The 7,398-nt window shown below is 64.6% G+C and carries 5 protein-coding genes; 4 read left to right on the top strand and 1 reads right to left on the bottom strand.

What is annotated here, in order from left to right:
- The first annotated feature begins 11 nt into the window (after positions 1-11).
- From ACJRPG_RS17360 to ACJRPG_RS17345, 4 genes are all read left to right on the top strand, one after another.
- Entirely contained in the window at positions 12-641 is a 630-nt protein-coding gene (locus ACJRPG_RS17360) for an ANTAR domain-containing response regulator (RefSeq protein WP_408001353.1), read from the top strand.
- A 179-nt stretch (positions 642-820) separates the two neighbouring features.
- Positions 821-1,237, top strand: a complete 417-nt coding sequence (locus tag ACJRPG_RS17355; protein WP_408001347.1) for a response regulator — start codon at positions 821-823, stop codon at positions 1,235-1,237.
- A gap of 69 nt (positions 1,238-1,306) precedes the next feature.
- Positions 1,307-2,413, top strand: a complete 1,107-nt coding sequence (locus tag ACJRPG_RS17350) for an S-(hydroxymethyl)glutathione dehydrogenase/class III alcohol dehydrogenase (protein WP_408001346.1) — start codon at positions 1,307-1,309, stop codon at positions 2,411-2,413.
- Between the two features lie 251 nt (positions 2,414-2,664).
- Positions 2,665-4,998: a M56 family metallopeptidase gene (locus tag ACJRPG_RS17345; protein ID WP_408001345.1), complete on the top strand. Its 2,334-nt coding sequence runs from the start codon at positions 2,665-2,667 to the stop codon at positions 4,996-4,998.
- An 86-nt stretch (positions 4,999-5,084) separates the two neighbouring features.
- Here ACJRPG_RS17345 and ACJRPG_RS17340 read toward each other — a convergent pair whose 3' ends face one another.
- Complete coding sequence (locus ACJRPG_RS17340; protein ID WP_408001344.1) at positions 5,085-7,385, bottom strand: UvrD-helicase domain-containing protein; 2,301 nt, start codon at positions 7,383-7,385, stop codon at positions 5,085-5,087.
- Between the last annotated feature and the right edge of the window lie 13 nt (positions 7,386-7,398).

Raw genomic sequence — 7,398 nt, 5'->3', positions numbered from 1 at the left:
GGCATCGACATATGAACGCTGCTGCTCCGGTCAAACGCTATGTGCTCATCGTGGACGACGACCAGATCCTGGCCGAGTTTCTCGGCGAGCTGCTCGGCCACGCTGGCTATGAGACAGCCATTGCCAACTCGGCCGACCAGGCCCTGAAGATGGTGTCCGAGCGCGAGCCCGACCTCGCCATGCTGGACATCCACATGCCCGGCATGTCCGGCCTGGAGCTGGCCAAGCAGCTGAACCGCAACACCTCGGTGCCCTTCATGTTCCTGTCCGGGCGCGGCGACAGCGATGCCAGCAAACAGGCCGCTGCCTACGGGGCAGTGGGTTTCGTCGTGAAACCTGTCGACGAAAAACAACTGATGCCCGCGTTCGAGGCGGGCCTGGCGCGCGCCGACGAAATCCGCCAGCTGCGCCGCACGGAAGTGAACCTGAACGCGGCGCTGGCAGCCGGGCGCGAAACCAGCCTGGCCGTGGGCCTGTTGATGTGCAAGTTCCAGACTGACCGCAACACCGCCTTCGAGGTGCTGCGCGACCATGCGCGCTCCAACCGCCGCAAGGTCAATGAAGTGGCAGACCAGCTGCTTGCCGCCGAAGAAACGTTGAACAGTTTGCATGCCGCGTTCAACGCACGCCTGAAAAAATAGAGTTTCCTCTCGGTACTGGTTGAGGTACACTGCAAACAGTTGCGGTGGCCTAGACTCGCCCTGCACGTCTTCCGCAGCCGCCCCTTTCCCCGCGCTGCACGCACCCTTCGGCCCAGCTCCGCCGACAAGCATTCCAACTTGTTCCAGTCCGCGAGGATATGCCTCGCGCGGAGACCCGCATGAACCTGATTGACGCCATCCATCCCGCTGCCGCTGAGGCGCGCCATATTCCCCGTGTGCTGCACGTCGACCGCGACGAGACCTCGGCACTGATCCTGTCCACCCTGATTGTGCCGGAAACCCAGGTATTCCATGCCGGCACCCTGGGCGATGCCGCCGTGGCCATAGCCGGGGACCACTATGACCTGATCGTGCTCGATCCCGACCTGCAGGACGGCGACGGCCTGGCCCTGATCCGCAGCCTGCGTGCGCGCGACGACCACACGCCGGTGCTGCTGTACTCGGCGCGCCATCCCGACCTGCACCACGAAGCGCATGCCTTCCTGCCCAAACCGTGGACCTCGCCGCGCCAGCTGTGGCAGGCGGTCTGCTTCCTGCTGGAGCTGGACGCGCAGCACGAAGCTGCCGCAGCGTAAGGAACGCTACGCGCATTGTTTCCCGGCTTGCTATGATGTCGGCTTTATCACATCAACCGGGACAATGCGATGAAGACCAAGGCAGCAGTGGCATGGAAAGCGGGCGCACCGCTGACGATTGAAGAAGTGGAACTCGGCGGACCGCGCGAAGGCGAGGTGCTGGTCGAGATCAAGGCCACCGGTATTTGCCACACCGATTACTACACCCTGTCCGGCGCCGACCCGGAAGGGATCTTCCCCGCCATCCTGGGCCATGAAGGCGCGGGCGTGGTGGTGGATGTGGGGCCGGGCGTCAAGAGCCTCAAGAAGGACGACCACGTCATCCCCCTCTACACACCGGAATGCCGGCAATGCAAATTCTGCCTGTCGCAGAAAACCAATCTGTGCCAGGCCATCCGCTCCACGCAGGGCCGCGGGCTGATGCCGGACGCCACCAGCCGCTTCTCGCTGGACGGCAAGCCGATCTTCCACTACATGGGCACCTCCACCTTCTCCAACTACATTGTGGTGCCGGAGATTGCGCTGGCCAAAATCCGCGAAGACGCGCCCTTCGACAAGGTGTGCTACATCGGCTGCGGCGTGACCACGGGCGTGGGCGCCGTCCTGTTTACGGCCAAGGTGGAGGCGGGCGCCAATGTGGTGGTGTTCGGCCTGGGCGGCATCGGCCTGAACGTGATCCAGGCGGCGAAGATGGTGGGCGCGGACAAGATCATCGGCGTGGACATCAATCCCGGCCGTGAAGAAATGGCGCGCAAATTCGGCATGACCCACTTCATCAATCCGAACGGCGTGGAAAACGTGGTGGACCACATCATCCAGCTGACGGACGGCGGCGCCGACTACAGCTTCGAATGCGTGGGCAACACCACGCTGATGCGGCAGGCGCTGGAGTGCTGCCACAAGGGCTGGGGCAAGTCCATCATCATCGGCGTGGCGGCGGCAGGGCAGGAGATCTCGACCCGTCCATTCCAGCTGGTGACGGGCCGCGAATGGAAGGGTTCCGCCTTCGGCGGCGCCCGCGGCCGCACCGATGTACCGAAAATCGTCGACTGGTACATGGACGGCAAGCTCAACATCGACGACCTGATCACCCACAAGCTCAGCCTCGACCAGATCAACGAGGGCTTCGACCTCATGAAGCGCGGCGAATCCATCCGCTCCGTCGTCATGTACTGACACCTTGGGGTCAGGCACCGCTTGTCATACTGACACGGAGTGCCTGACCCCATGGTGTCAGTATGCGGCTGTCGCGGCAATTCGCCGTTTATTCCGCGATTGCGGCAGTTCGTCGCAAAACCGCCTCTTCCCCAGCTCCCGAGTTGCTAAAGTCAGTCCTGTCGGATCGCCGCGTCGGAATGTAGAAAAAAAATTCTAGACACGAAGTTCTAGATCAATTATTCTACATTGACTAACTCTGGAGCCCTGCCATGAATACACTGCTGAACGCACTGGTACCCGCCATCGGCTGGTCGCTGCTGCACTTTGTGTGGCAGGGGCTGCTGATCGGCTGGGCGGCTTCGCTGGCGCTGCATCTGCTGCGCAATGCCCAGCCCCAGACGCGCTATGCCGTGGCCTGCGGCGCCTTGCTGCTGGCGGCCCTGTTGCCGCTGGCCAGCATCGTGTGGCGCGTGGCCGATGCGCTGAACGGCGGCGCGGCGACGCCCCTGCTGGAGCCGCTGGCCAACGCGGCGGCCGTGCTGCCGCTGGCCGAGCAGGGCGTGCCCTTATTGCTCGATCCCGACCAGCTGACGAACTGGGAATATGTTCTGCGCCGCCAGATTCCCTGGCTGGTGCTGCTGTGGGCGGCAGGCGCCGCGCTGATGACCCTGCGTCTCTCGATGGGGCTGCAGTGGGTGCGCGAGCGCACGCTGGCAGGCCATTTCCGTCCGGATCCAGCGTGGCAGGTCACGCTGGAACGGCTGGCGCAGCGTTTCGGTATCACCCGCACCATCCGCCTCGGCGTGTCCGAGGAAGACCTGGAAGGCCCGATGACGGCCGGTATCTGGCGCCCCATCGTGCTGCTGCCCGCTTCCCTCGTCACCGGCATGCCGCCCCATTTGCTGGAAGCGCTGCTGGCCCATGAGCTGGCCCATATCAAGCGCCACGATTATTTGGTGAATCTGGTCCAGAGCGCGATCGAGATTCTCCTGTTCTACCACCCCGTCGTGTGGAAGCTGTCGCAGCGCATCCGCATCGAACGGGAACAGATTGCAGACGATTTGGCCGCAAGCATGCTCGGCGAACCGCGGCGCCTGGCCCTTGCACTTTCCGAACTGGACAAGTTCCAGTTCACCACCTCACATTTTGCCCCCGCGGCACACGGAGGAGATCTCATGTCCCGTATCAAACGCCTGGTGCGCCCTGACGCCCAGCCCCTGAGCTGGAAAATGGCAGCGCCGCTGCTCGGCATCTTTGCCGCCTGCGCAGTGTTCTATGCCCATGCCAACCCGGCCCTGGTCGCCGAAGCGGCCGATGCCGCCAGCGCGGCCCAGAAAACCGCTGCGAAGGCGATGCAGGTCGCCGGCGACAGCAATCATTCCACTGCGGCCGCCCGTGAAGCGGCGGCCGCCAGCCAGGAGGCGGCGGCCGCCAGCCGCGATGCCGACGCTGCGGGCCGTGAAGCCGCCGCAGCCGGCGCCGAAGCCGGCCGCATTGCCGCCGAGGCGGCACGCCACGCCGCCGACGCGGCCCGTGCCGCCGCCGATATGTCCGGTTCTTCGGCCGCCGATGACGATGTGCCGCCTGCTCCGCCGGCACCGCCTGCGCCGCCAGCCCCGCCGGCCCCGGTCCCGAAAGCGCCAAACGCACCGAAGCTGGCCGTTCCGGCCGTACCGGCGGCGCCAGCTGCACCTGCGGCAATGGCAACCCCGGCACTGCCTCCGGTACCTGCCGCACCGCCGATGCCAATGTATGCGGCCCATGCAGTGCCGCCGGCACCGCCCGCACCACCGGCGCCGCCCATGCCGCGCCACCGTGACGGCTTCTCCTTCGATGGCACCATCTTCTCCGGCATGAGCAACCGCGGCGATTCCTACGCCCTGGTGCGCAGCGGCGAAAAGCGCATCAAGGTTTCGGCCGACCGTGGCGACCTGGAAGAGATCAAGCGCCTGCAAGGCAGCGTGAGCGGCGACTTCATCTGGTTCCGCAAGGACGGCAAATCTTACCTGGTGCAGAATCCGGCCCTGGTGGCGAAGGCCAATGCGGCCTGGGAGCAGTCCAAAAAACTGGGCGCCGAAATGGAGAAGCAGGGCGACATCATGCGCGAACATGGCGACAAGATGCGCGAGCTGGGCGAGCAGATGCGCGCCAATGACATGGGCCGCGCGGAACACGATGCCGCACGTGAAACGGAACGCCAGATGCGCGCCCTGTCCCGCCCGATGGAGCGTATCGGCCGCCAGATGGAAGCCCTGGGCCGCCGCATGGAAACCGAAGACAGCGCCGAACGCCGTGAAGCGCTGTCGAAGCAGATGGCCGAGCTGCAGGCCAAGCTGGGCCCGATGCAGGAAGAGCTGAACAAGGCCGCCCGCGAGCTGGCCGCGAAACACGCGAAGATGGAACCGAACCGCGAGCAGATGCGCGCGCTGCAGGAGAAAATGAAGGTCGCCAGCGAGCCAATGCGTGAACTGGGCCGCAAGATGGGCGAGATGGGCCGCGAGCAGGGCCGCCTCAGCCGCGAAGCCGACCGCGCCACGCGCGACCTGATTGAAGAGGCCATCCGCAGCGGCCAGGCCGTGCCGGTGGAGCCAAAGGCCGGCTAAGCGCTGCGCCCCTACCGTCCCTTAGAGCGCTATCCTGGCGTTTCTTTCGCCCGCACCAGCCGGTGCGGGCATTTTTCTTGCCGGGCTCAGAGCCGTTCCAGCTTGGCGACGCTAAGGTCGAGCACCTTCATGCCGAAGCTGCCGAAGTTGATCTGGGCGCGGCAATTGCTGCCGCTGCCTTCGATATTGACGATCACGCCCTCGCCGAACTTGGCATGCGCCACCGATTCGCCGATGCGCCAGCCGCTGCCGCCCGACTTCTGCGCGATGCGCTGGGCAATGGCATTGTCGGTGCCGCCGGCCAGCGCCACATCGTCCCAGGCCGATTTCCTGTTGTTGGCGAACCAGTGCCCCTGCACCTTCGGCGACAGCCATTTGAGCGACTCTTCCGGCAGTTCGTCGAAGAAGCGCGACTTGGTGTTGTAGCGCGTCTGGCCGTGCAGCATGCGCGTCTGCGAGAAGCACATATAGAGGCGCTTGCGTGCACGCGTGATCGCCACATACATCAGGCGCCGTTCCTCCTCCACGCCGCCGTCTTCCTTCGAGCTGCTTTCGTGCGGGAACAGGCCTTCCTCCAGGCCGGTGATGAAGACGTTGTCGAATTCCAGGCCCTTGGCCGAGTGCACCGTCATCAGCTGCATCGCGTCCTGCCCGGCCTGCGCCTGGTTGTCGCCGGCTTCCAGCGAAGCGTGGGCCAGGAAGGCCGACAGCGGCGACATCACGGTGGCCAGCGGCGCATCCGCGTCCAGGATCTCGATGCCGTCGGCATTGATGATGGCAGCGCCGGATTGCGCCTGCGCCTGCGGCCCCAGGTGTGCGGGCGCGCCCTGGCCGAAGCCTTCTTCGGACACGAACTGCGTGGCCGCATTCACCATCTGTTCAAGGTTTTCGATGCGGTCCGCGCCTTCCTTCTCGTTCGCGTAGTGCTGCAGCAGCGTTGAGCCTTCGAGCACGATGCGCACCAGTTCCGGCAGCGCCATCTGCTGCGTTTCGAAGCGCAGGCCTTCGATCAGCTTGACGAAGGCGCCCAGCGAAGTGCCGGCCTTGCCCACCATATAAGGCACCGCGGCGTACATCGAAATGCCGTACTGCTCCGCCGCGTTCTGCAGCTGCTCCAGCGTGCGCGCACCGATGCCGCGCGCGGGGAAATTCACCACGCGCAGGAAGGCCGAATCGTTATGCGGGTTATCCATCAGCTGCAGGTAGGCGATGGCGTGCTTCACCTCGGCGCGCTGGAAGTAGCGCAGGCCGCCATACACCATATAGGGAATGCCCGCCGAGAACAGCGCATGCTCGATCACGCGCGACTGCGCATTGGAACGGTACAGCACCGCAATCTCGCGGCGCGCGGCGCCCTCGGCGATCAGGTTCTTCGCTTCCTCGATGATCCACTGCGCTTCCTGCAGGTCCGAGCTGGCTTCGTACACGCGCACCGGCTCGCCGTGGCCTGCGTCCGTGCGCAGGTTCTTGCCGAGGCGGCGGCTGTTGTTCGCGATGAGCATATTGGCCGCATCGAGGATGTGGCCGTGCGAGCGGTAGTTCTGTTCCAGCTTGATCAGGTTCTTCACCTGGTACTCGTGCTCGAAGGAGGACATATTGCCAACGTTCGCGCCGCGGAAGGCATAGATGCTCTGGTCGTCGTCGCCCACCGCGAACAGCGCGCCGCCGTATTGCGAACCGTGGCCGGACATCAGCTTCAGCCAGTTGTACTGCAGGTTGTTCGTATCCTGGAACTCGTCCACGAGAATGTGGCGGAAGCGCTGCTGGTAGTGCTCGCGCAGCGGCTGGTTCCTGCTCAGCAGCTCGTAGGTGCGCAGCAGCAGCTCGGCGAAATCGACCACGCCTTCGCGCTGGCACTGGTCGTCATACAGCTGGTACAGCTCGACCTTCTTGCGTTCCTCCGGGCCGTAAGGATCGATCTTGTCCGCCCGCAGGCCCTGTTCCTTGGCGCCGTTGATGAAATACATCACCTCCTTGGCCGGGTATTTCTCGTCGTCGATATTGTTCGCCTTCAGCAGGCGCTTGATCATGGACAGCTGGTCCTGCGTGTCCAGGATCTGGAAGGACTGCGGCAGGGCGGCATCGCGGTAGTGGGTGCGCAGCAGGCGGTTGCACAGGCCGTGGAAGGTGCCGATCCACATGCCGCGTGTATTGATCGGCAACATGGCGGACAGGCGCGTCAGCATCTCCTTCGCCGCCTTGTTGGTAAAAGTAACAGCCAGCACGCCGGCCGGCGATACCTGGCCGGTCTGGATCAGCCACGCAATGCGGGTGGTCAGCACGCGCGTCTTGCCCGAGCCGGCGCCTGCCAGGATCAGGGCATTTTGCGGCGGCAGGGTGACGGCGGCGAGTTGTTCGGGATTGAGGTTCTGGAGGAGATTCTGCATCCCTCCATTATAC

This window comes from Pseudoduganella rhizocola, assembly GCF_045984285.3.
Classification (GTDB): domain Bacteria; phylum Pseudomonadota; class Gammaproteobacteria; order Burkholderiales; family Burkholderiaceae_D; genus Rugamonas.
The sequence above is the reverse complement of the archived record's forward strand: the minus strand, read 5'-3'. Positions and strand labels throughout refer to the sequence as shown.